Origin of the sequence: Acinetobacter wuhouensis (assembly GCF_001696605.3) — a bacterium.
Lineage (GTDB): Bacteria > Pseudomonadota > Gammaproteobacteria > Pseudomonadales > Moraxellaceae > Acinetobacter > Acinetobacter wuhouensis.
In genome coordinates this window covers 3,283,333-3,304,335 of the sequence record NZ_CP031716.1, presented here as the reverse complement: position 1 = coordinate 3,304,335, position 21,003 = coordinate 3,283,333, and the positions used below count along the sequence as shown (strand labels likewise).

General features: G+C 37.6%; 23 protein-coding genes and 1 tRNA gene. 14 read left to right on the top strand and 10 right to left on the bottom strand.

Annotation, left to right across the window (positions count from 1 at the left end):
• Window positions 1-83: 83 nt before the first annotated feature.
• The 6 genes from BEN71_RS16400 to BEN71_RS16375 all read left to right on the top strand — a co-directional run bounded on the left by BEN71_RS16400 (window position 84) and on the right by BEN71_RS16375 (window position 3,643).
• Window positions 84-281 carry a hypothetical protein gene (locus tag BEN71_RS16400; RefSeq protein WP_068973602.1) on the top strand — a complete coding sequence of 66 codons (198 nt, stop codon included), beginning with the start codon at window positions 84-86 and terminating at the stop codon, window positions 279-281.
• Between the two features lie 174 nt (window positions 282-455).
• On the top strand, window positions 456-1,115 hold the full coding sequence (locus tag BEN71_RS16395) for an amino acid ABC transporter permease (protein ID WP_068973603.1): 660 nt from the start codon (window positions 456-458) through the stop codon (window positions 1,113-1,115).
• The gene (locus BEN71_RS16390; RefSeq protein WP_068973604.1) at window positions 1,105-1,776 is read left to right on the top strand and encodes an amino acid ABC transporter permease; all 672 of its coding nucleotides are present in this window, start codon (window positions 1,105-1,107) and stop codon (window positions 1,774-1,776) included. Before BEN71_RS16395 ends, BEN71_RS16390 begins: the two co-directional genes overlap by 11 nt.
• A complete protein-coding gene (locus BEN71_RS16385) occupies window positions 1,773-2,504 on the top strand; it encodes an amino acid ABC transporter ATP-binding protein (RefSeq protein ID WP_068973605.1) in 732 nt (243 codons plus the stop codon). The genes BEN71_RS16390 and BEN71_RS16385 overlap by 4 nt, the downstream gene beginning before the upstream one ends.
• A 53-nt stretch (window positions 2,505-2,557) precedes the next feature.
• The gene (locus BEN71_RS16380; protein WP_068973606.1) at window positions 2,558-3,421 is read left to right on the top strand and encodes a cysteine ABC transporter substrate-binding protein; all 864 of its coding nucleotides are present in this window, start codon (window positions 2,558-2,560) and stop codon (window positions 3,419-3,421) included.
• A gap of 145 nt (window positions 3,422-3,566) precedes the next feature.
• Window positions 3,567-3,643 (top strand) — tRNA-Arg (locus BEN71_RS16375).
• 89 nt (window positions 3,644-3,732) lie between these two features.
• Here the strand turns inward: BEN71_RS16375 and BEN71_RS16370 are convergent.
• Window positions 3,733-4,308, bottom strand: a complete 576-nt coding sequence (locus BEN71_RS16370) for a hypothetical protein (RefSeq protein WP_117276790.1) — start codon at window positions 4,306-4,308, stop codon at window positions 3,733-3,735.
• 23 nt (window positions 4,309-4,331) lie between these two features.
• Complete coding sequence (locus BEN71_RS16365) at window positions 4,332-5,627, bottom strand: hypothetical protein (RefSeq protein WP_068973608.1); 1,296 nt, start codon at window positions 5,625-5,627, stop codon at window positions 4,332-4,334.
• Window positions 5,628-5,803: 176 nt separating this feature from the next.
• Between BEN71_RS16365 and BEN71_RS16360 the strand changes: the two genes are divergently transcribed.
• The 5 genes from BEN71_RS16360 to BEN71_RS16340 all read left to right on the top strand — a co-directional run bounded on the left by BEN71_RS16360 (window position 5,804) and on the right by BEN71_RS16340 (window position 10,702).
• Window positions 5,804-6,313: a YcxB family protein gene (locus tag BEN71_RS16360; RefSeq protein WP_068973609.1), complete on the top strand. Its 510-nt coding sequence runs from the start codon at window positions 5,804-5,806 to the stop codon at window positions 6,311-6,313.
• A gap of 51 nt (window positions 6,314-6,364) precedes the next feature.
• Window positions 6,365-7,003, top strand: a complete 639-nt coding sequence (locus tag BEN71_RS16355; RefSeq protein ID WP_068973610.1) for a fumarylacetoacetate hydrolase family protein — start codon at window positions 6,365-6,367, stop codon at window positions 7,001-7,003.
• A gap of 789 nt (window positions 7,004-7,792) precedes the next feature.
• Window positions 7,793-9,154: an NAD(P)-binding domain-containing protein gene (locus tag BEN71_RS16350; RefSeq protein WP_068973611.1), complete on the top strand. Its 1,362-nt coding sequence runs from the start codon at window positions 7,793-7,795 to the stop codon at window positions 9,152-9,154.
• Between the two features lie 185 nt (window positions 9,155-9,339).
• Window positions 9,340-9,957: a TetR/AcrR family transcriptional regulator gene (locus BEN71_RS16345; RefSeq protein ID WP_068973612.1), complete on the top strand. Its 618-nt coding sequence runs from the start codon at window positions 9,340-9,342 to the stop codon at window positions 9,955-9,957.
• Between the two features lie 61 nt (window positions 9,958-10,018).
• A complete protein-coding gene (locus BEN71_RS16340; RefSeq protein WP_068973613.1) occupies window positions 10,019-10,702 on the top strand; it encodes a hypothetical protein in 684 nt (227 codons plus the stop codon).
• A 1-nt stretch (window position 10,703) separates the two neighbouring features.
• Here BEN71_RS16340 and BEN71_RS16335 read toward each other — a convergent pair whose 3' ends face one another.
• Window positions 10,704-11,510: an AraC family transcriptional regulator gene (locus BEN71_RS16335; protein WP_068973614.1), complete on the bottom strand. Its 807-nt coding sequence runs from the start codon at window positions 11,508-11,510 to the stop codon at window positions 10,704-10,706.
• Window positions 11,511-11,612: 102 nt separating this feature from the next.
• Here BEN71_RS16335 and BEN71_RS16330 point away from each other — a divergent pair, with 102 nt between their 5' ends.
• The gene (locus tag BEN71_RS16330; protein ID WP_167443680.1) at window positions 11,613-12,536 is read left to right on the top strand and encodes a DMT family transporter; all 924 of its coding nucleotides are present in this window, start codon (window positions 11,613-11,615) and stop codon (window positions 12,534-12,536) included.
• A 111-nt stretch (window positions 12,537-12,647) separates the two neighbouring features.
• Here the strand turns inward: BEN71_RS16330 and BEN71_RS16325 are convergent, their stop codons facing one another.
• Window positions 12,648-13,892 carry a YihY family inner membrane protein gene (locus BEN71_RS16325; protein WP_068973615.1) on the bottom strand — a complete coding sequence of 415 codons (1,245 nt, stop codon included), beginning with the start codon at window positions 13,890-13,892 and terminating at the stop codon, window positions 12,648-12,650.
• A 113-nt stretch (window positions 13,893-14,005) separates the two neighbouring features.
• Between BEN71_RS16325 and wrbA the strand changes: the two genes are divergently transcribed.
• Window positions 14,006-14,599 (top strand): NAD(P)H:quinone oxidoreductase, encoded by a 594-nt coding sequence (wrbA, locus tag BEN71_RS16320; RefSeq protein ID WP_068973616.1) that lies wholly within the window; start codon window positions 14,006-14,008, stop codon window positions 14,597-14,599.
• Window positions 14,600-14,641: 42 nt separating this feature from the next.
• Here the strand turns inward: wrbA and BEN71_RS16315 are convergent, their stop codons facing one another.
• The 6 genes from BEN71_RS16315 to BEN71_RS16290 all read right to left on the bottom strand — a co-directional run bounded on the left by BEN71_RS16315 (window position 14,642) and on the right by BEN71_RS16290 (window position 19,875).
• On the bottom strand, window positions 14,642-15,580 hold the full coding sequence (locus tag BEN71_RS16315; protein ID WP_068973617.1) for an NTF2 fold immunity protein: 939 nt from the start codon (window positions 15,578-15,580) through the stop codon (window positions 14,642-14,644).
• Between the two features lie 156 nt (window positions 15,581-15,736).
• The gene (locus BEN71_RS16310) at window positions 15,737-16,099 is read right to left on the bottom strand and encodes an FmdB family zinc ribbon protein (protein ID WP_068973618.1); all 363 of its coding nucleotides are present in this window, start codon (window positions 16,097-16,099) and stop codon (window positions 15,737-15,739) included.
• A gap of 241 nt (window positions 16,100-16,340) precedes the next feature.
• Window positions 16,341-17,201 (bottom strand): acyl-CoA thioesterase, encoded by an 861-nt coding sequence (locus tag BEN71_RS16305; RefSeq protein ID WP_068973619.1) that lies wholly within the window; start codon window positions 17,199-17,201, stop codon window positions 16,341-16,343.
• Window positions 17,202-17,349: 148 nt separating this feature from the next.
• Window positions 17,350-17,925 carry a xanthine phosphoribosyltransferase gene (locus BEN71_RS16300; RefSeq protein ID WP_068973620.1) on the bottom strand — a complete coding sequence of 192 codons (576 nt, stop codon included), beginning with the start codon at window positions 17,923-17,925 and terminating at the stop codon, window positions 17,350-17,352.
• 103 nt (window positions 17,926-18,028) lie between these two features.
• Entirely contained in the window at window positions 18,029-18,736 is a 708-nt protein-coding gene (locus BEN71_RS16295) for a DUF3108 domain-containing protein (protein ID WP_086322757.1), read from the bottom strand.
• 449 nt (window positions 18,737-19,185) lie between these two features.
• On the bottom strand, window positions 19,186-19,875 hold the full coding sequence (locus tag BEN71_RS16290) for a hypothetical protein (RefSeq protein WP_068973621.1): 690 nt from the start codon (window positions 19,873-19,875) through the stop codon (window positions 19,186-19,188).
• A gap of 229 nt (window positions 19,876-20,104) precedes the next feature.
• Between BEN71_RS16290 and BEN71_RS16285 the strand changes: the two genes are divergently transcribed.
• The gene (locus BEN71_RS16285; RefSeq protein WP_068973622.1) at window positions 20,105-20,986 is read left to right on the top strand and encodes an energy transducer TonB; all 882 of its coding nucleotides are present in this window, start codon (window positions 20,105-20,107) and stop codon (window positions 20,984-20,986) included.
• The last annotated feature ends 17 nt before the right edge of the window (window positions 20,987-21,003 follow it).

Genomic DNA, 21,003 nt, shown 5'->3' with positions numbered 1-21,003 from the left:
TTTGTCGCGTTGTGATATTTCTAAGCGCTAAATGAAGATGAAAAGCTTTAAAATAAAGAGAAGAATAGAAGTATTGAAAGAACATGAAAAAATATACAGACGGATATTATATTTACCAGCATGTTGATTTTGTTTGTCATTTCAATCTACATCAATGTGATGGCTGTAATCGAACAATGACAGGCTTTGTTTATGAGCTTCAGATTCAAAGTTTTGACAATGAAGCTATTATTTTCTGTGCTGAATGTATGGAGCAGTTGGAGTTGGTTGCAACAGACTAACGATGCAATCTAACTGTCGAATTATATTTTTAAATTAAACAATATTCATTCATTTTTATAGAAAAGCTTATCTGATAACAATATTTATTGAGGAAAAATAAGCACTGTAAGATCGTCCCAACTCACTTTTTTTGCTTTAGAACAAAGCATAACAAAAACATTTGGACGAATTCTTTGAACTGGCAATATATCTACAGTGTGATGCCACAGTTTGTTTCAGCAACTCTGACGACACTCAAAATTTCAATGATTAGCATCATACTTGCCATAGTGGTTGGTTTAATTTGTAGTGTCTTAATCACTTATAAAATCAAGATATTCGACAAAATAGCCAAAATTTATATCGAAATATCACGTAATACACCGCTACTTATTCAGCTCTTTTTCCTCTACTACGGTCTACCAAAACTTGGCATTAAAATTGATGGTTTTACTTGTGGAGTGATTGGGCTGACTTTCCTTGGTGGAAGCTATATGGCAGAAGCTTTTCGAGCAGGTTTGCAAGCAGTTGCAAAAGGGCAAATAGATTCAGGGGAAAGCATCGGGTTAAGTCCAGTACAAGTTTTTCAATACGTTATTTTTCCCCAAGCTTTAGCTGTTTCGATTCCTGCGATTGGTGCGAATTGTTTATTCCTCATTAAAGAAAGTTCTGTGGTCAGTGCTATCGCTGTAGTGGAATTGCTCTTTGTCACCAAAGACTTGATTGGTATGGATTACAAAACCACGGAAGCATTATTTCTACTGATTATGTCTTACCTAATTATTTTATTACCTGTGTCCATTCTCACCAGTTATTTGGAATATCGTAGTCGGAAGGTGAGCCATGGAGTTTAATTACTTATTTCAGCCAGATCATCTCTATCGCTTGCTACAAGGTTTATGGATCACTGCAAAAATTGCTTTTATTTCCGTATTTTTTTCAGCGATTTTTGGCACGGTTTTCGGGGTAGTTATGACCTCAAAAAATCTATTCATTCAAAGTTTGTGTCGTCTGTATTTAGAAATCATCCGAATTATTCCTATTCTCGTTTTGCTGTTTGTCTTCTACTTTGGTTTTGCCACTTGGTTCAATTGGCAGTTTTCAGCAGTGGTGGTATGTATCGTGGTTTTTGTACTTTGGGGCACTGCGGAAATGGGGGATTTGGTTCGAGCTGCGATTACCTCTATAGATCAGCATCAGCGAGATTCCGCGTATGCATTGGGATTAAGCCAGAATCAAACATTATTCTATGTGGTTTTTCCGCAAAGCCTGAAACGGGTTACACCAGGGGCAATTAATCTATTCACACGGATGGTAAAAACCAGTTCATTGGCAGTACTGATCGGGGTGGTGGAAGTGATTAAAGTCGGACAGCAAATCATTGAAAATTCATTGTTAATCGTCCCGAATGCTTCGCTGTGGATTTATGGTTTGATCTTTATTTTATATTTTCTGATTTGCTATCCCTTATCACGTTTGGCGACACATTTAGAAAAAGTTTGGGAGTCACCATGACTTTGTTATCTATACAAGATTTACAGAAATCATTTGCAGAAAGTCATATTTTACAAGGCATTGATTTGGACGTAAAACAAGGTGAAGTGGTGGTGATTCTCGGTCCATCAGGTTGTGGGAAAAGCACCTTATTGCGTTGTATTAATGGCTTGGAGAAAATTCAAAGTGGGACGATTCATTTACAAGGCTCTGGTGTTCTAGGTACAGATTTACCTTGGGTTAATGTTCGTCAAAAAATCGGCATGGTGTTTCAAAACTATGAACTTTTTGGGCATATGAATGTGATTGATAACATTCTTCTTGGTCCGCTTAAAGTTCAAAAAAGAAGTCGTGCTGAAGCGGAAAAAGTCGCAGATGAGTTGTTAAAGCGGGTCGGATTGTATGAGCGAAAGCAAGATTATCCACGACAACTATCAGGTGGACAGAAGCAACGAATCGCCATCGTGCGTTCATTAGTGATGCAACCGCAGGTCATTCTTTTAGATGAAATTACCGCGGCTTTAGACCCTGAAATGGTACGCGAAGTTTTAGACGTGGTTTTAAAACTTGCCCATGAGGGAATGACCATGCTGATCGTTACGCATGAAATGTCATTTGCTCGAAAGGTCGCAGATCGGATTATTTTTATGGATAAGGGCAAAATTATTGAACAAGCTACGCCTGAGCAATTTTTTGAGCATCCACAAACTGAACGTGCCAAAGCCTTTTTAAATATGTTGAATTATTAGTTTTATCGCGAAACCGATATTGTAAATTTTGTGTGAATAATAGGAAGAAAATAATGAATTTATCTTTAAAAAATCTTAGTCATGTATTGGCTGCAACAGTTTTGAGTTTGGGTTTGGTGGCATGTAATAAAAATGCACCGACAGCGGAGAAAAAAGCTGAGACTGAAACAAACGTATCGAGCATTGAGCAAATTAAGAAAAATGGTGTGGTACGCATCGGGGTATTTAGTGATAAACCACCGTTTGGTTATTTGGATGCACAAGGTAAAAACCAAGGTTTTGATGTTGAAATTGCCAAGCATGTTGCTAAAGATCTATTGGGTGATGAAAACAAAGTTGAGTTCGTACTCACTGAAGCGGCAAACCGTGTGGAATATTTAAAAGCCAATAAAGTTGATATTATTTTTGCCAATTTCACGGTAACGCCTGAGCGTAAAGAAGTTGTTGATTTTGCCAAACCTTATTTAAAAGTATCTTTGGGAGTGGTTTCTCCAAAAGCCAAGCCGATCACGGATATTGCACAATTGAAAGATCAAACCTTGTTGGTGAATAAAGGTACAACAGCAGATTCATTCTTCACAAAATCACATCCTGAAATTAAGTTGCAAAAATACGAGCAAAATACCGAAACCTTTGATGCACTGAAAGATGGTCGTGGCGTGGCTTTAGCACATGACAATCTTTTGGTTCTTGCTTGGGCAAAAGAGAATCCCAACTATACTGTAGGCATTACCAGTCTAGGTCAGCATGACTTGATCGCCCCTGCGGTGAAAAAGGGCGATAAAGCATTGTTGGATTGGCTCAATCAAGATTTAGAAAAATTATCTAAAGAAGGCGTTATCCAACAAGCCTATGAAAAAACATTAAAACCAGTTTATGGCGATACGATTGATCCGAAAGATTTACTAGTAGAATAAATTTGAATGGGTTTAATGATGTTTTGATGGATTTATCTACGATATTTGGATTGGGTGCTTATTTCCTAAACATACAGTCTAAAAAGAGAGATAAAAGACTTTTCAATAAAGTGAAAAGGCGTATAATGCGTCCCATCAAGACGTCGCGCTCATAGCTCAGCTGGATAGAGCACTTGGCTACGAACTAAGGGGTCGGGAGTTCGAATCTCTCTGAGCGCACCAACTTGATCATCGAAAGATGTAAAATTGACAAGAAACCGCTTCATTGCGGTTTTTTTGTGTTTAAAAATTATAAGATTATTCAATCAGTATCATTCAACTTTTTCTAGCTGATCTGAATTTTCAAGTGCAGGTGGCTGATATTCTTTCGCATGTTCAAGCTGAGAAATATCCATTTCAATATTGTCTGCTAGTACAACACTACGCCCAAACATTCGTCCAAAAATGACACGACAGGAAAGTTCTTTAGGCAGGGTTTTTAATTGCTTAAACTCATAGACACAATTCAGTTTCGATGCATCATTTTCAGGACAAATGCTAAATAAAACATCATATTTAAAATGATGATTCTCATAAACGATCGGATTATCTTCAAATTCATTTGCAGCAATAGAGCCCGTGACTTCAAATTGGTCATTCACAGGGCAACGAAAATGCGCATAATGAAAGCGATATTCATCATAAATTTTATGTAATGGTTTTTCACTCAAGGCTGTGGTGTTAAACATGAGATAACCATGTTCATCTAATGCCTCGATTTTTTGTGGTGGGACATAGGTATATTCGGGTTCAAGCGTAATAGGAACTTGATATTCAGGCATTTCCTCACATGCAACCAATAAAAATGTGCATGTACTGACTAAATATTGGCGGTATCCCTTTAACATATAATCCTTGTCTATTCTTAACTCTACGGTTTAATTTTCTGCGCAAATAATGCATTGGCTCCAACCGCAGGCAGCATTTCATGATATGGCAAACTACGTGCGGCTCTAAGCAGGAAAGGTGCTTTGTCATCAATTTTCATTGCTGTGGTCATTTTTAATAAAGCATCACCATTGCCATGTGCAACAAACTGAATCTGTCCTTTTAAATAACGCAAGTCCCCACCATTGGCATAAAAATTATTTTCAGTTGGTTTTGGATAGGTAAAGTGCATTTTAAAATCAAACGGAATACTGATTACACCTAAGCCGACACTAATTTTAAACTCAGTATCTTGCCCCTGAGCAGTGATCGGTTCAACTTTAATATTTTTAATTTGATTGGGCAATATTTCCTTATAAGACAAAGGTTGAGTCCACTTTTGCAGTTGTTGCGGTGTGGCATTGTAATATTGATATGTCGTGGTGAATCTTAGTGCTTCTCGACCGTGCGTATAAGGTACAGTTGTTGGATTCAGTACCAAACTTACAGGTTGTTGTGAACTCGCACTGACTTGTGCAATTTTATTGATTTGTGCTGTATTCAGTTGAGGGCTTGGTAATTGTCCTGCATTCAGTGCAGTGACTTTTTTAGCTGTGTATTTATTCTTTAAAGCCTCCATCACAAATGCGCCTGAACCGCTAGGAATTGAAAGTTTGACTTCAGGGAACGCATTTAAAATTTTCTTAAATAAAAAGCCTTGTGGCTGATTTAAGTCACCCCATTGGGTTAGGGTAATTAAGGTCTTGTTTTCACCTAAACTAAACCATTCAAATTTACCTAAACCATAGGGAATAGGACCACTGATGACCATGGTTGAAATACTGTTTTGCCCAATTTGATGTTGCATCACCACATCTTCATTGAAATTTAATACTGGAATTGGGGTAGGAATCGAAATTTTATATTTGAGCTGACTGACATTGCCTGCTTGTTCTAAAACCTTAGCAGATTTAAGCGTCGGAAATAATCCAACATATTGATTATAATTACTTAATGTTTTAGCAACTTCTTGGGTATTCACAGGAATGACGATTGCTGCGGTAGAAAATTTAGCTGTGGGCTGAGGATTTTTAACCAATGTAGGGAGCGAGGTTTTTATAGCAGGATGTGAATAAATCAAAATCTGATCTTGTGCTATGGATGCAATTTCATGGGCATTATTATCAAATGGTTTTAAGGCACTGGGAATATTATCTGACCAAGTGACTAGTTTTGCCAAACTCAGTGGACTAATACTTGCTAAAAAAATCAGGCAGATAGGCGCAGAAAAATGATTCATTGCAATTCCTTTTGTATACTTTCAATTGTTTTTATTTGAGGGTTTTCTACAAGCAACATATTTAAATGATTTAGCTTTAAAAAATAGAGGTGTTGTGTAATTTGGGATGAAAATCATCATGTCAACGCACAATCTGGTGTACTATTTGGGCATCGAATTTTTTGTATTGAAGCACTATGTCAGACAGTAAGCCTGCATTATCTGCACGTTATTATTTAAATTTAGAAGAATCACAAGATGGTTTTAAACTAGCAACTTTTGGTAAAAAGCAAATTACTCAAATGCTAACGCCTTTAGTGAGTGTGGGGATTATCATTTGGGGGATTTATCTTGTGATCAATAACAGCAGTGTGGGTCAGTATTATATTGGTCTAGGTGCTTTTTTTCTGCTGTTACAAATGTTGATGCGTTATTGGTTTTTACCGATGATGTTTAAACGCCAATTTGTGAAATATCAATTTGGTAAAAGCGAGCAAGGTATTGAACTGTTTCAAGAATATCTGGAATTGTTCAGTAGTGGTCGTCCAAAGAAAATTCATCACTATACTGATGTGGCGAAATTCGCTGAAGGCAAATTGACCTATATGATCGAACTTAAAGATCGCACTGTGGTGATTGTGCCAAAACGTGCATTTGAAAGCTCAGAAGATAAAACACTTTTTGTAAATACATTTAAAAAACCATGATTTTAAAATTCATGTAGTTGTTGTTTTGATGATAAATAGGAAGGGAAGAATATGAGTACACGTCCATCTAAAATTGTCTGCGTCGGTCGTAGCTATGCTGCACATATTGCTGAGTTGGGAAATGCTACACCAGATCGTCCTGTCTTATTTATTAAACCACCGAGCAGTCTAGTTTCTTTGCAAGAGGGAATTTCTTGGAATGAAAATTGGGGCAGTTTGCACCATGAGTGTGAAGTCACTTTACGTATTGATCAGCCACTAAAAGGTGAAACCAATCCTGAGAAAGCGTTGGAAGCGATTGGTGCTGTGACGCTCGGTTTAGATTTGACCTTGCGAGATCTTCAAGATGATTTAAAGAAAAAGGGTCAACCTTGGGAACGCGCAAAAGCCTTTGATGGTTCATGTGTACTGGCAGACTGGATCAGCGTAGATGAAGTTAAGTCATGGGATGCGATCACTTTTGAATTTGCTGTAAATGATCAAGTGCGTCAAAAAGGCGACACGTCTTTATTGATTTTTGATATTGGTTATTTACTTGCAGACATTAGCCAAGTGTTTGCGTTAGAGCCTGGGGATGTGGTGATGACAGGCACACCAGCAGGCGTAGGTGCTTTGGCTTCAGGCGATCAATTAACCATGACATTGAATGGTCAGAGCCAAGATTTTGTTTGGAAAACTTTTGTGAAATAATAGATTTAGAGTGTGTCCTTTAAGTTATTTAAATGACTTAACTGAAGCTAGGTATTTAAAGTATGTTTAAAACTGAGCTAGCACAGCCCCATCTATCTTGCAAAGTTTAGTTCAATTTGTGTAGGCGATGCCTAACTTTTGAAGGATCAAAAGTTACAAAAATCCTTTGTTGGGCGAGGGGTATATCCTATACCCCCGCCCAACGGCGACATCCATGTCGCCTAACGCGATAGCACCACTGAGTTGAAATCTTAATCACTAATTATTTTTTGATATTCATTGATGATAATCAGCTACTCATACATTAAAAGTGTAGAGGTATCCTAAAATATACTTCCTGCGTAACATCTGTGACCTAATTTAGTCAGGTTGTTTATTCCATCAAAAAAATATTAAAAGCAGATCAAATATGTCTTTGATCTGCTTTTTTTATGATTATTAAAAATAACTAATTGAAATATTTAGAAACTCTTGTAACAAATTATTATTCATTTAATTGATGATTTTGGCTAACCTAAATCTATTTTTGTGATATGGTGTATTTTCTTTGTATGAGTTTTATTCTTATTTAGAGATATTTTGTTGCATAAATAATGTGCTTTTCTCTAAGAACTCATATGCATTTGTATCAGCATCCTAATTTGAACGATGATGTTTATCCTAGAATTAAGATTCTATTCTTTCTTATTTTTTTCAAAATAAAGATGATTCTTATGGAGTTTTACTTCTAGCAGACTCGTCGATCTTTAGGAGCTTTTTTCAAAGAACTCAAAACTAATGGAGATAGCAATGACGAGAATTGCAATTGTCGGAGCAGGCCCAAGTGGCATGGCTCAACTAAGAGCATTTCAATCAGCAAAGGCCAAAGGTCTGCAAGTTCCAGAAATTGTATGTTTCGAAAAACAAGACGATTGGGGCGGACTATGGAACTACACTTGGCGTACAGGTGTAGATGCACATGGCGAAGCGGTACACGGAAGTATGTATCGTTATTTATGGTCAAATGGACCAAAAGAAGCATTGGAGTTCGCAGACTATACGTTTGATGAACATTTTAAAAAACCGATAGCATCCTATCCTCCACGCGCCGTGCTTTGGGATTATATTAAAGGACGTGTTGAAAAAGCAGGTGTGAAAGATCAAGTCCGTTTTAATACGGCAGTTCAACAGATTGATTATGATCAACATACTGAACAATTCACGGTTCAAGTCTGCGACCATGCACAAGATCAAGTGTATTCAGAACAATTCGATTATGTTGTTGTCGCATCTGGACATTTCTCAACACCGAAAGTGCCAGAATATGAGGGTTTTGATCAATTTAATGGTCGGATTCTACATGCACACGATTTCCGTGATGCTGTTGAATTTAAAGGCAAAACGATACTCATCGTTGGTAGTAGTTATTCTGCTGAAGATGTCGGTTCACAGTGTTATAAATATGGTGCAAAACAGATTTATAGCTGTTATCGCAGTCAACCGATGGGTTATAAGTGGCCAAAAAACTGGTCTGAAAAGCAACAACTGTTAAAAGTCGATGAAAGCAAAGCATATTTTGCTGATGGTAGTTCTGCCAAGATTGATGCCATTATTCTTTGTACAGGTTATTTGCATCATTTTCCGTATATGGCGGAAGATTTAAAGCTTAAAACCCACAATTGCTTATATCCACAATCGTTATACCAAGGCGTAGTTTGGGAAAATAATCCAAAACTGTTCTATTTAGGTATGCAAGACCAATGGTACACCTTCAATATGTTTGATGCGCAAGCATGGTATGTGCGTGACATCATTTTGGGTCAAATTGATTTGCCTGAGCAAGCGGAAATGCAAGCCCATTCACAAAAGTGGATTGCACGAGAAAGCAAGCTAAAAACGTCTGAGCAAATGGTGAAGTTTCAAGGTGAATATATCAAGCAATTGATTACTCTAACCGACTATCCAAGTTTTAACATTGATGCGGTAAATGAAATTTTTATGCAATGGAAAAAGCATAAAAAAGACAACATTATGGGCTTTAGAGATAAAACGTATCGTTCAGTGATGACAGGGAAAATGTCGAAGCCACATCATACGCCGTGGTTATATGCACTGGATGATTCTTTAGAAGCGTATCTCGATACTGAAAACAGAGAACAACAAGCCATATAGTTTCATTTGGCAATTCATGTAAATGGGTCGCTGAATAAAATATTGATCAATATTTTAAAATCCAAAAAGAGCTGTAGTTTTGCAGCTCTTTTTTATTGACTTTTAGAAAGTGAATAGAACAGGACTTTTAAAAGGGATGCGAAACATGATATATTTCATTAAACGTTCGTTCAGTGAAAATATTGATGGCAAATTTACGTCAAGACCAAGCGCAAGAAACTAAAGAGAAATTATTGGTACAAGCAAGAAAATTATTTGCTGAAAAAGGCTATGCCAATACGTCGATTCGTGCCTTGGCGAAGTCTCTAGATATGTCGGAAGGGATTCTCTACCATCATTTTTCAGGTGGAAAGCGTGAAATTTTAGCAGTCATGGTGCAACAAGGTCTGGCTGAAGTGTTGATGACCTTGAACCAAAAAAATCACAATTTAGAACAACAGCCCTTAGCCATTGTTTTAGCAACACTTTATGAAATGTGCGAGCAACTTTTTAATCAAAGCCCTGAATTATTGAAAATTATCATGCGTGAAAGTGATGTGATGGGGCTTGAAGAAGTACATATTATTCAAAATGTGATTCGTTCGCGGATTGAATGGTTGGCAAATCTATTAAGACAACGTTGTGCTTTGGGTGAAGTGCGTGAGATGAATTTTGAATTGTCTGCACAACAGTTTCTTGCCATGAGCATCCAATATGCTTTGGGGAAATTATTGAATATGAATGTGGGTTACTCATTGTCAAAGCAACAAGATCGTCAGGCGATTGTTGAGCATACTTTGATGCTTTGGGCACCGATTTCTTAAATTTTTTAATTTTTAACTGAACGTTTGTTCAGTAAGTTTTATTCATTCATGAGGTATTCACATGTATTTTGGACACTTTGCAGTAGGCATGGCATTAAAAGCCAAATATCCACAAACACCTGTTTTACCTGTCATCTTGGGAGCAGGGTTTTTAGACTTAATTAATGGGACTTTGGTGGCGACAGGCATCGAAAAAGTTACGCCAAATTTGGATGCTTTACCTTATTTATATTTTGATTTGACCTTTATTGATTGGGATCATTCTTTATTGATGGCAATCATTTGGTCGCTCTTTTGGGGTGCGTTATTTTTAAAAAATAAGCAAATCGCCATCATTGCGACCTTATCTTGTTTTCTGCATTTTATCGCAGACTTGCCGATGCATAATGCTGATATGGCATTGTATCCCTTTGCGCAACAACATCTAGGTTTGGGGTTATGGGGCAAATTGGGAATAGGTGCATGGGTTTTAGAAATTGTATTTTCAATTGTTCTATTGGCTTATGCATTTATTCAGCATAAAAAGCAGGGCGAGAATATCTTCTGGCAAGTGGTTTTGATTGGATTGTTGGCTGTGCAAATGTCACCGTGGACATCGCCAATGAAACATGTGGCAATGCTACCTGAACCAAATGCTTCAATCACTCATGGTATTTTTGTGGCGATTGGATTTGTGATTCCAACCTTGATTTTGGCCGTATTATATCGCCGTAGTGGGCAACGGAAATTAAAACTTGCGGCTTAAATCAGACTTCAAAAGATTTTCTAAATTGATCAGGCGTCACTTCCATCCAACGCTTAAACATTGCAATAAAAGCCGAGGCATTGGCATAACCCAAATCTAGTGCAATGCCTTCAACGGTTTTTCCCTCACTTAACATGCTCATGGCTTTCATGACTTTTAAGCGTTGTCGCCATTCATTTAACGACATGCTCAGTTCTTTTTGTGCCAAACGCGCAAGGGTGCGTTCTGTGGTATTGATCTGCATAGCCAGTTCAGACAGAGCACTTTGATCTGCTGGATTGTCATGTAGATAATTCAAAATTTGCTTGAGTGTCGGATGATCGGTATGTGGTAAATAACTTGCCACATATTGTGCATGGTGTAATTGATCAAGAAGCACTTGTAAGAGTCGTAAATGTTCGGCTGTATCCGTAATCGGGTGTTGTTTTAAATGCAATAAAATCACACTGACCAAAGGTGCGGTTAATAAGATCCCTGCCTGTTGTGGCAGTTGTTGGCATAATGATTCGTGAATATACAAGGTTGCATGGGATACCGAGGTACGGTTTAAACCACTATGTTGCAAATTCGGGGGTAACCACAAGCCATAAGGGGGTGGGGTAATATAGTTGGTCTGGTCAATATTCACCTCCATCACACCATTAAAGGCATAAACAAATTCTCCCCAAGCATGCCCATGAAGTGGATAAATAGATAATGCAGGATCATCTCGAAAATCAATCCAAAGCGGTGCTTCAATTTCATCATTGGTCAATAATCGAGTGTAATTTTCAGCTTGTAGGGCTTTTTTATTGATTTTATGGGGCATCTGAAATTTGCCTGAATTTGATGATGAATTGTCTGTCTTGGAGTATATCTTATAAAAACGACAGGATTATAGTGGTGTTATTGTTCTGTTGAGATAAATATCGTGGATATGCGTAAAGCTCTTGATGCCAAAGCATCAGGTTTAATGATCATGCTGTGTATGATTTGGGGCTTGCAACAAGTGGTTTTGAAGCTTGCAGCCGTAGATATTGCACCAATCATGCAAATCGCAATTCGATGTGGGCTTTCTGCATTGATGGTTTATCCATTGATTCGACTTCCGCAAGGTGTCGGCTTATTCTCCAAAGATTATTTACTGGCAGGGATGTGGTTGGCATTTTTATTCTCAGCCGAATTCTTTCTCGTTGCAGAAGCTTTACGTTTTACTTCTGCATCACATACCGTAGTTTTACTCTATACCGCACCGATTTTTGTCGCATTGGGGCTAAATTGGAAATTTGCCTCTGAACGACTTTCTGCTTTGCAATGGACAGGAATCTTCATAGCCTTCGTGGGGATTGTCGTTACTTTTATGGGCAAAGATAGCCAAACTGGGCAATTCTCCAAAGTGCTTTTGGGCGATGCGATGGCTTTACTTGCAGGGATCATGTGGGCGCTCACCACCATTTCATTACGTTTAACCAAACTTGCCGAAGCGCATCCGACACAAACTTTGTTTTATCAGTTGATGGGCGGTTTTATTCTACTCATGCCTATGGCTTTTGCTTTGGGGCAAACTGAAATTCGTTGGACAATGTTAACCTTTTCAAGTTTGGTATTTCATACTTTGATTATGTCTTTTGCTAGTTTGATGATTTGGTTTTGGTTATTGAGAAACTATCTAGCTAATCATCTTGGGGTATTTTCATTCCTCACACCGCTGTTCGGGATCGCATTCGGTATTATTTTCTTAGATGAAAAGCTTGAAGTAAATTTTATGATTGGTACTGCTTTGGTGATGTTGGGAATTTTAGTGGTGAGTTTACAAGGATGGATTCAACGTAAAGTATTGCACATTTCTGAGTGATCTTATTTTCAATGTATTATGTGATGATTCTCAAGTGCAAGGTTCTCAAATGCAAAATTCTCAAGTGAAGCATGCACTTGAGAATCGTATTATTTATTGACAAATAATCAGCTATTTATCATCTAAAATGGTTGAAAGCGGAATAGATAACTTCGCTGCCAAATATTCATCAGATTCGATCAATGTTGGTCCGATATGCTTCATCCACACATCATCGTCATGGACATGTTCGACATCCTTACGGCGTGGCAAGGTATATGGCAATGAGGTATAAAATGACCAAAAATCAATTTCATCAAGATTTCTCACCAAAACATACTCATTATTATCAGTACGTTTGATTAAATTCTGTTTTTCTAATAATTGTACATAGACAGGCCAACGTCCAATTTCACCGCGTCCTAAAATATCTAGGGCTTCGACATCGGTGACTACTTCACCTGTTTTTTGCTTTTTATAAAATAGTTCTAAAATATCGAGCATCATCAAAACGGGGTGGCGAGTCTGAATTTTCCCTGTATGAAATGCGGTCAGTGCATAACTAATCTCAACGCCCAAAAGCACAATATTCCATGAGAGGAAAATCCAGAGTAGGAAAATTGGGATCGCTGCAAATGCACCATACACAATGGTATAACTGGTGAAATTCGCCATGACAAAACCAAAAAGATTTTTCAATAATTCAAAAGCGATTGCACCAAATAATCCTGCTATTGCCGCAGCTTGAATTGGAATACTGCGATTTGGAATAGTCCAATAGAGAATGAAAAAGCCTAAAACAGTTAAGCCAAAGGAAACCAACATCAATAAGATGGAGCTATCCACCTGATAACCAGCAAAGTTATTACTCAGGACACTCATTGATGCCATAGCAGAAGAAATGACAAAGGCACTTCCCAGTAAAATTGGTCCAAGAGAAATGATCGTCCAATAGCGCATAAAGCCGATAATGCCATTACGGGTTTCTTGGACACGCCAAATACGGTTAAATACAGTTTCAATACTGGTCAGCATGAGCACAGTTGTTACGAATAGAAACAGCACCCCGATGACTGTTAAATTACTGGAGTTATCGGTAAAGACATTAAAGGCTTTATCAAATGCAATACTGGTTTTCGGCAGGAAGTTGCTATAAATCATTTGTTGAAGCTGTTGTCGAGCGGGTTCAAGTGCTTTAATTGAAGAGATAATCACCAGAAAAACCGTCAACATCGGTACAACAGCAAATAGCGTGGTATAGGTTAAAGAACCAGCCTGATCACGACAACGATCCGCTTCAAAACGGCGAATAACAAACAAGATAAACTGAAACCAAGTTTTGTCATAAAAGGGAAGTTTTTTCAGTAAATCCAGCATATTTAATCTATCTCAATTTATTTTCATCGTGTTTATTCAGCTTTACTGTTACAGCTTAACCAAAAATACAGCAAAATACCGTATAGTTTTCTTTTTCACATGTTTAAAAAATTATGCAAACCTATGTTTTAGTTCTGTATTACAGTAAATATGGTTCAACCAAAGAAATGGCGCATTTGATTGCAAATGGTATTGAAGCCGCAGGTATTGCTGTAAAAATTCGTACAGTGCCCAATTTATCAACTGTTGTGACAGAAGCACAAGCCAGTATTCCAGAAGAGGGTGATATTTACTGTACCTTGGATGATTTGCAAAACTGTGCAGGTTTGGCACTCGGTTCTCCAACACGTTTTGGTAATATGGCTTCGGAAATGAAATATTTTTGGGATCAAACCACAAGCCTTTGGCTCAATGGTGCTTTGCATAATAAGCCAGCTTGTGTATTCACCTCATCTGGTTCGATGCATGGCGGTCAGGAAAGTACGCTTTTGACTATGTTACCTCCATTGTTCCATCATGGCATGATGATCATGGGGTTAACCAATGCCAATCCAGCATTATCGAATACCAAATCAGGCGGAACGCCGTATGGTGCAACGCATGTCAGTGGACCACGCCATGATCAAAGTTTAAGTATAGATGAAAAGTCATTATGTGAAACACAAGGGAAGCGTTTGGGTGAGGTGGTGAGAAAACTGAGTGTTTAAGTTTTAAATTTGATGCTAATTAAGCCTAATATACAATTAGCATCAAAGCCCATATTTTTTCCAACCACCTGAAAAATGATGTTTTTCATCAATACGCCATTCACCTTCGATGAGAAGCAATGTATAGCGATTTTGCCCTTCTAAACGATCACGGGTAAAAATATACAGCTTCTTTTTACTTGCATGGTCAATATCAGTCATGATTTCATCGGTATAGCTGAAATTAGGTGCATGTGAATAATGTAAACCATCTGGGCGATAGCCATGACGTGGCTTATCTGTACAATATTGCTGAAAAATCTGTTGGCATTTTTGTTGAAGTTCGTCGCAGAAACCAATTTGTTCAGCAGATGCTTCCCATTGATTTATTGCTTCAAAGAAATGGATTAATTTAGCTTTGGCGTCCTCAACTTGAGTATGACTAAAATATTGTTTATTTTTCTTTTGTAAATCACGTTGGTTTTGTTCGAATTCTGCAATTTGTGCAGCACTAAACATATTAGCAATCACTCGCAATTTAGGATGTTGTGCTAAAGCCATTAAGCCATCAAAACTCACTTGGGTATCATGTAGTAACAAGGTTGAAAGTTTTGGGATGTTGAGAAAGTATTGCAAGGTTTGATCATTCACCTGAGTATTGCAGACCCAAATGCAATCCAACTTTTTATGATTTGCAAAAGATTTGAAACCATCTCCAGTCAATTTTGAATTTACAATAAATAAGTAATTTAAACTTTGAATTTGAGACAAGTGGGTTAGGGCGACATCAGAAACTTGGGTATTTTCAAAATTTAGATTAACCAACTTCGGAAATTGTGAAATTTTTTTAAAATGATGTTCTGAAAGAATACATTGTTTAAAAGACAGTCCCAATAAGCGTTTACATTGTAAAATATATTCAATTTCCTCGTCTGAAAATTGATGGTTCTCGAATTCTAATGTTGTTGTGGATGGCTTAGATTGCTCAATTTTAATGTGCATTTTCTATAATTTACCCTGAATTTGGAACACAAAGATTCCAAAATTTTAATTATGTATAGATTTTATAATTTGGAATGCTAAATAAACAAAGCTCTTTTGTGATGTAAATAATCATTGAAAAGAGCATCGTTCTTTTACAGGAATTTTATAATCGTATTAATTTACATTAAACCGGTGTTTACAGCTTTTACATTGATAATCAAAGAAAATATTTTGATCGACAATCACACCAGCTTTTTTACCAAAGCGATTACCAAGGAAACCACCTGTAATTCCGACACTAATTGCACCGACAAATGTTCCGACAGTTCCACCAACGATGACACCTAAAGGGCCAGCAACCGTTCCAATTGCCGCACCGATTGAAGCGCCAGAAGCTGCGCCACCAACTGTTCCTGCAGCAGCACCTGCGGAAGTCAGTAACACACTGCCTGCTTTGCCTAAAAGTTGTTCGTGATCACGTCGTTCTAGGTCTGTAGAGCCACACTTTGGGCAACTTACACTTTGTTCATCAGTCATTGATTTGTACTCACTCAATAAAGTCCATTTTTCTTTATTAAGCCATGATTAATCTATATTTTTATTCAAAGTATCTGATTTTATAGTGATTTAAGAATATTTCATCACTCAAAACTCTTGAAACAACCATGTCAGATACATGACATATTTTTGATTGTAAACGAAAGACCAGATAAGTCTTTATATTTTATGTGAATACAATCGAAACATGAATCAAGTCATTTTCTTTCAAACATGAATTTTATGGGCGGACTCGCATTAAACTTTCTTGGGTCACACTACTGACCAATTTACCATTTTGCCAAAATTGACCATAGTTAATACCACGTGATTGACTTGATCGAGTGGCATGCATGTCATAGAGCAACCAGTCATCTACACGAAATTCACTATGAAAATAAATCGCATGATCTAGGCTTGCACTGCGAACACCACCATTGGCATAGCTGATTCCATGTGGACGTAGCGAAGTGGTGAGCAGATTGTAGTCTGAGTAATATGCCAAAATGGCTTGATGGAACATGGGAATATCAAACTCATTTGTCAATTTGTCAAAGGTTTGCACATATTCCGCATATTCTGCTCCAGCCTTTTCTGGGCGAAATGGATTGACTGGATTCACAGGATGCATTCTTAAATCAAACTGGCGCATGACAACTTCACGCATGAATTCAGGAATATCATCTTGATTGAGTATTTTAAGCTCTTGTTCTGATTTAAAGCTTTCTGGCACAGGATATTCTGGTGCAGCAGTTTGATACTCCAAGCCTTGTTCAGGTTTGGCAAAGGAAATCATCGCAGAAAATATTACTGCACCGTCTTGTAGTGCGTAAACTTGGCGAGTGGCAAAGCTTTTACCATCACGTAAATTTTCTACTTTATAAAGTACAGGTAGGTCAGTTCGACCACTGCGAATAAAATAAGCATGTAAGGAATGTGCAGGACGATCTGTGGTTTTGGAGGCAGCAATTAGAGACTGCCCAAGAATTTGCCCACCAAATAAATGTGTTCCAAACAGGTCAGTGCATTGTCCCTGAAAAAGATATTCATCCATTTTCTGCACATTGAGTAAGTTGATGAGATTCTGAGTAATTGATTCCATTCTATTTTATTGACCTAAATTTTATTTCTTCCAACAATATAGTTGAAAATGTAGGTTAAATGAATGGTCAAAATGATGCTTATATTTTCAAAAAGTATAAAAAAGAGCGCATAGCGCGCTCGATTTTAGATACAGGCTTTGTTCGAAATTATTCTTTCACAAAAGTCACAGTACCATTTGCCAATGACTCAACACGAGCCAATGATTCAACACGGTAACCTTTATCAAGTAAAAGTTGACGACCTGGTTGGAAAGATTTTTCAATCACAATACCAATACCGACAACATCAGCTTCAGCTTGATGAATCAAATCTGCAAGACCTAATGCTGCTTGACCATTTGCCAAGAAGTCATCGATGACTAAAGCTTTGTCGCCTTTGACAATGTGCTTTTTAGAAATCGCAATGGTACTTTCAATTTGTTTGGTAAAAGAGAATACTTTTGAACGGTATAAATCATCTTTAAGCGTTAAAGATTGATATTTACGGGCAAAAATAACGGGTACACCAAGTTCCAAACCAGCCATCACAGCAGGTGCAATACCTGAAGCTTCAATTGTGATGATTTTGGTAATACCTGCGTCTTTAAAAAGACGAGCAAATTCTTGACCAATGAGCTGCATCATCGCAGGGTCAATTTGATGGTTTAGAAAAGAATCGACTTTCAGAACTTGATCAGATAGAACGATACCTTCAGCTAAGATTTTCTGTTCTAGTGCGTACACAGGGAGAATCCTCTAAGGGCAAGGTGCTTTTTAAAGCAAAGGCGTATTTTAAAAAGCACCCAAAAAAATGCAAGCTGAATTTAACTAAATGGTGAAAAATCTCTTATTTTTTGTAACCTGTTAAGGTTAAGTTATAAGAAGTATTGCCATCGACGTGTGACATTTTCACAGGTGCATAGTCTAATTGCGGTGCTAACCAAAAGATTGAGCTTTTAGCTTTATTGTCATGGGTGAGTACAACTTTAATGGTGTTGTATGTTCCCGCAGGTGTTTTTACTGTTTCAGTGCCTTGTTTAACAAAGTGACGCGTATCTAAACCTTTGGCATCCGCGATCAAATAGCTTGATTTTAAACCACCCGCTTTTAAGTCTTCACGAACTTGAAGTTCAGCATTTAACTCATCCAATGCACCTGCTTTCCAAGCAAAAGAACGCGGCGTGTCTTTTTTCTTGGTGTTAATGGTTTTGCTGTTTGGATTAAAGTTAATGGTCATGGTATCGCTATGTACCAAAATTTTACTGGTACGGCTGAAACTATTTGAAGTGATTTGACCATTACTAAAGTTAAAGTTACTGGTTTCACTGGCAGATGCCATACCAATCGCTTTGGCAGTAAAGACATATTTCCAATTATTACCGCTTTGGCTCAGAGTACGTGTAGCTGAACCTAAGTTTTTACCATTGTAAGCAAACTGATAACTTGCTTGGAATGGACTCATGGCAAGCGCATTGCTTGAAAATCCCACTAAAAGCATTGCAGTTGAAAGACTTGTTGCCATGCTCAATGTTTTGAATAATGTTTTTGCCATCATTAAATGTCCTATGCATTTAAAAGTCTGAGTCTATTATGGAGGCTAATTCGGTATAAAATATCAAATTTTTAATTAAAACTGTGAACTTATGTATAAGTTTTGAGTATTTAACCTTGAAATTTAATTACCGATATTACGTACTTCAAAAGTAAAGTATCGTTTTAAACTGTTTTGAAGCTTACTCAGCGGAGTCTTACATCAAAAGTTTTGATTTAGGGATTGGCCTTCCGCTGGACTTACTTTTCTTTCGGGAAAAGTAAGCAAAACCAACTTGCGGAGCGTTGCTCCTCACCGCAAAACTCGTCAACTACCATCTTTTGATTGATATATCGCAGAAACGTTAACTTACAGATGTAGTCCTGCCTCAAACACGTTGCGGATGACGTTATCGCGTATCTATTTTTTATCGAGATGCAATTTGTGATTTTGATGTTACTGCGTAACATCAGTTAATCATCATTCTTTTGTTTGATCGGTGTGACTTCGCTATCGATATAGTCGTCATCATCTTCCCAATCATCAAAACGATCTTCACGGAATTTACTAAAGAGCGCAGTGAGATTGACATTGCCAATCACCACCAATTCAGCTTCTCGTAACTCAGCATGATTGACATGAACTTTATTTAAGGCATCGATGATAGAGCGGTTTTTGCCTAACCAGCGATTCAGGTCTAAATGAAGTAATTCATCTTTAACTGTGACGACTTCAAATTTCTCTAAGATCATACCGAGTGGATCTTTTTTTAATATTTTCTGATAGAAAAATAGCGCCGATTTAACCCCAATTTTATAGAGCCAGCTTGGATATTGGGCTTCAATCACTTGGGTATTACTGATTTGTTCAAATACGATCAGTTGCATATCTTTATTGAGTTCCATTTGAATCAATTTTAGATCTACAGAAAGTACCAGATGCATGCCTTTTACATTCAGTGTCGCATAAAGTCTTAACCAATCATCATGTAGGTCAGCGTGTAAGTCTTCTAAAATTTTTACGTTGTCTGTGACATAGCGCTGAAAGGTTGCATTTAAAAATACTTGAGAAACTGGAAACTCGCGTTCTTCTTCTATAAAACCTTCGGCTTTTTGGTATACTTGTCGAATACGTTTAGCAATGTTAGAAAGCAGCGTCGGCATAAGTATTGTCCCAAATCATCAACATTTTAAGGTGATAAACTTGTCGATCATTAAAAAAATTAAGTCTAAGGATTGCAGTTTAACAAAAAACATTGCACCATTTTTAGTGTTTTAAAATTACGTCGTTATTTACACTCATTCAGTCGCAAAGTTGCTGAATAATGTCAGATTAAGCTTATTTTAATGCGTTTTAAATTTGGCGGTTGGGGAATTTTGTCGGATAAATGTCATGATAAAAAAATTATATGCAGATACCAAGCATTCAGACTATTGGTGGCAAGATCCATTATTTATCGGTGCCGTCTCAGTTGCAGTCATTACGCATCTGCTTTTTTTATCGATCCAATTTGGCATGCCTCAACAAAATGATGCTGCGACCAAAGAAATCGCGATCTCAATTCGACCAAGTGAAGACAAAGTCAAAGATGCGGACTTTCTCGCTCAAGAAGATCAGCAGGGTTCAGGTACATTCCGTAAAGAGCATCGTATGTCGAGCGATATGCCTGCTCAAGCAGAAGATCAAAGTGCTGGGGATCAGCAGTTGCAAGCTTTGGAACAAATGCAACAAAAGCGTGAATTAAACTTTGAAGAAAAAGTATTGATGACGGTTTTAAGTTGGCAGAAACAAGCCGAACAAAATGATCGTAAAAAAGCCATGGAAGAGTTGCAAAGCCAAATGCAAGCTAAGGCTGCAATGGTGGCAAGCTTAGAGGCGCAATATTTACAGAAACAACAAAATTTTAGTAAGCAACAGAAAATTAAAACCCTCGATGGTATACAAGCCAAACAAGATGCTTCAGCTGGTTATTTAGATAAGTTTCGTGAAAAAGTCGAAATGTATGGCAACCGTTATTATCCTGATCTTGCGAAGCAACAACGCCTTTCTGGTGAGGTTCGTTTGATGGTGATTTTAAATAATGAAGGTGGAATACGAGCAATCCGTCTGGTAGAAAGCTCAGGGCATTCAATCTTGGATGAAGCAGCCAAGAACTCAGTCCGTAAGGGTGCGCCGTTTGGGCGCTTTGATGCGAAAATGAAGGATATTTCAGAACTTCGTATTATTCGAACTTGGCGCTTTGATCCTGCGGAAGCTGAGTTTGAAGTGCGTTGATTGATGAATAATGATTC

What these genes read in the sequence shown, in the direction of transcription:
- BEN71_RS16310 (WP_068973618.1), bottom strand. Translation starts at nt 16,099, where the DNA reads ATGACTGATGAACAAAGTGTAAGTTGCCCAAAGTGTGGCTCTACAGAC.
- BEN71_RS16370 (WP_117276790.1), bottom strand. Translation starts at nt 4,308, where the DNA reads ATGTTAAAGGGATACCGCCAATATTTAGTCAGTACATGCACATTTTTA.
- BEN71_RS16315 (WP_068973617.1), bottom strand. Translation starts at nt 15,580, where the DNA reads ATGCACATTAAAATTGAGCAATCTAAGCCATCCACAACAACATTAGAA.
- BEN71_RS16380 (WP_068973606.1), top strand. Translation starts at nt 2,558, where the DNA reads ATGAATTTATCTTTAAAAAATCTTAGTCATGTATTGGCTGCAACAGTT.
- BEN71_RS16360 (WP_068973609.1), top strand. Translation starts at nt 5,804, where the DNA reads ATGTCAGACAGTAAGCCTGCATTATCTGCACGTTATTATTTAAATTTA.
- BEN71_RS16305 (WP_068973619.1), bottom strand. Translation starts at nt 17,201, where the DNA reads ATGGAATCAATTACTCAGAATCTCATCAACTTACTCAATGTGCAGAAA.
- BEN71_RS16325 (WP_068973615.1), bottom strand. Translation starts at nt 13,892, where the DNA reads ATGCTGGATTTACTGAAAAAACTTCCCTTTTATGACAAAACTTGGTTT.
- BEN71_RS16335 (WP_068973614.1), bottom strand. Translation starts at nt 11,510, where the DNA reads ATGCCCCATAAAATCAATAAAAAAGCCCTACAAGCTGAAAATTACACT.
- BEN71_RS16285 (WP_068973622.1), top strand. Translation starts at nt 20,105, where the DNA reads ATGATAAAAAAATTATATGCAGATACCAAGCATTCAGACTATTGGTGG.
- BEN71_RS16350 (WP_068973611.1), top strand. Translation starts at nt 7,793, where the DNA reads ATGACGAGAATTGCAATTGTCGGAGCAGGCCCAAGTGGCATGGCTCAA.
- BEN71_RS16295 (WP_086322757.1), bottom strand. Translation starts at nt 18,736, where the DNA reads ATGATGGCAAAAACATTATTCAAAACATTGAGCATGGCAACAAGTCTT.
- BEN71_RS16400 (WP_068973602.1), top strand. Translation starts at nt 84, where the DNA reads ATGAAAAAATATACAGACGGATATTATATTTACCAGCATGTTGATTTT.
- BEN71_RS16345 (WP_068973612.1), top strand. Translation starts at nt 9,340, where the DNA reads ATGGCAAATTTACGTCAAGACCAAGCGCAAGAAACTAAAGAGAAATTA.
- BEN71_RS16340 (WP_068973613.1), top strand. Translation starts at nt 10,019, where the DNA reads ATGTATTTTGGACACTTTGCAGTAGGCATGGCATTAAAAGCCAAATAT.
- BEN71_RS16390 (WP_068973604.1), top strand. Translation starts at nt 1,105, where the DNA reads ATGGAGTTTAATTACTTATTTCAGCCAGATCATCTCTATCGCTTGCTA.
- BEN71_RS16385 (WP_068973605.1), top strand. Translation starts at nt 1,773, where the DNA reads ATGACTTTGTTATCTATACAAGATTTACAGAAATCATTTGCAGAAAGT.
- BEN71_RS16355 (WP_068973610.1), top strand. Translation starts at nt 6,365, where the DNA reads ATGAGTACACGTCCATCTAAAATTGTCTGCGTCGGTCGTAGCTATGCT.
- BEN71_RS16290 (WP_068973621.1), bottom strand. Translation starts at nt 19,875, where the DNA reads ATGCCGACGCTGCTTTCTAACATTGCTAAACGTATTCGACAAGTATAC.
- BEN71_RS16365 (WP_068973608.1), bottom strand. Translation starts at nt 5,627, where the DNA reads ATGAATCATTTTTCTGCGCCTATCTGCCTGATTTTTTTAGCAAGTATT.
- wrbA (WP_068973616.1), top strand. Translation starts at nt 14,006, where the DNA reads ATGCAAACCTATGTTTTAGTTCTGTATTACAGTAAATATGGTTCAACC.